This is a genomic window from Aeromonas sp. ZOR0001 (assembly GCF_000801015.1).
Classification (GTDB): Bacteria; Pseudomonadota; Gammaproteobacteria; order Enterobacterales; family Aeromonadaceae; genus Aeromonas; species Aeromonas veronii.
The window spans coordinates 1-1,786 of record NZ_JRJY01000077.1; the positions used below are offsets into that span (position 1 = coordinate 1).

1 rRNA gene is annotated in these 1,786 nt (G+C 51.7%); it reads right to left on the reverse strand.

Going from position 1 to position 1,786, the window contains the following annotated elements:
* A 23S ribosomal RNA gene (locus L972_RS09665) occupies positions 1–1,697 on the reverse strand; the annotation flags it as partial.
* Positions 1,698–1,786 lie beyond the last annotated feature (89 nt).

A 1,786-nucleotide genomic window follows, 5' to 3' on the forward strand; every position in this document is an offset into this window, starting at 1 on the left:
GAGCGAACCTTCTCCCGAAGTTACGGTTCTATTTTGCCTAGTTCCTTCACCCGAGTTCTCTCAAGCGCCTTGGTATTCTCTACCCGACCACCTGTGTCGGTTTGGGGTACGATGACTTGTAATCTGAAGCTTAGAGGCTTTTCCTGGAAGCAGGGCATCAATGGCTTCCGCACCGTAGTGCGTTCGTCTCGTGTCTCAGTGTTGTGTCTCCGGATTTGCCTAGAAACACCACCTACGCACTTTCACCAGGACAACCGTCGCCTGGCCCACCTAGCCTTCTCCGTCCCCCCATCGCAATTACAAGTCGTGCAGGAATATTAACCTGCTTCCCATCGATTACGCCTTTCGGCCTCACCTTAGGGGTCGACTCACCCTGCCCCGATTAACGTTGGACAGGAACCCTTGGTCTTCCGGCGAGGAGGCTTTTCACCCCCTTTATCGTTACTTACGTCAGCATTCGCACTTCTGATATCTCCAGCATACCTCTCGATACACCTTCGCAGACTTACAGAACGCTCCCCTACCACTCACACATAAGTGTGAATCCGCGGCTTCGGTGCCTGGTTTGAGCCCCGTTACATCTTCCGCGCAGGCCGACTCGACTAGTGAGCTATTACGCTTTCTTTAAATGATGGCTGCTTCTAAGCCAACATCCTAGCTGTCTGAGCCTTCCCACATCGTTTCCCACTTAACCAGAACTTTGGGACCTTAGCCGGCGGTCTGGGTTGTTTCCCTCTTCACGACGGACGTTAGCACCCGCCGTGTGTCTCCCGGATATTACTTACTGGTATTCGGAGTTTGCATGGGGTTGGTAAGTCGGGATGACCCCCTAGCCCAAACAGTGCTCTACCCCCAGTAGTATTCGTCCGAGGCGCTACCTAAATAGCTTTCGGGGAGAACCAGCTATCTCCGAGTTTGATTGGCCTTTCACCCCCAGCCACAGGTCATCCCCTAACTTTGCAACGTTAGTGGGTTCGGTCCTCCAGTTGATGTTACTCAACCTTCAACCTGCCCATGGCTAGATCACCCGGTTTCGGGTCTACACCTTGCAACTAGACGCCCAGTTAAGACTCGGTTTCCCTACGGCTCCCCTATACGGTTAACCTCGCTACAAAATGTAAGTCGCTGACCCATTATACAAAAGGTACGCAGTCACCCCGAAGGGCTCCCACTGCTTGTACGTACACGGTTTCAGGTTCTATTTCACTCCCCTCACAGGGGTTCTTTTCGCCTTTCCCTCACGGTACTGGTTCACTATCGGTCAGTCAGGAGTATTTAGCCTTGGAGGATGGTCCCCCCATATTCAGACAGGATGTCACGTGTCCCGCCCTACTCGATTTCACATCAAGGTTGTTTTCGTGTACGGGGCTATCACCCTGTATCGCCGGCCTTTCCAGGACCGTTCCACTAACTTCCAAGATGCTTAAGGGCTAATCCCCGTTCGCTCGCCGCTACTGAGGGAATCTCGGTTGATTTCTTTTCCTCGGGGTACTTAGATGTTTCAGTTCTCCCGGTTCGCCTCTGTTACCTATGTATTCAGTAACAGATACCCGAGTTATCTCGGGTGGGTTTCCCCATTCGGAAATCTGTGAGTAATAGCGTCTCTTACCGACTTCTCACAGCTTATCGCAGGTTAGTACGTCCTTCATCGCCTCTGACTGCCAAGGCATCCACCATGTACGCTTAGTCACTTAACCATACAACCCCAAGAAGTGTCGTCGAAACAACGCTTGCTTGTTGAAGTACAACAAGGACCAAATAAAATTTGGTTTTCGCCAAGAAGTTT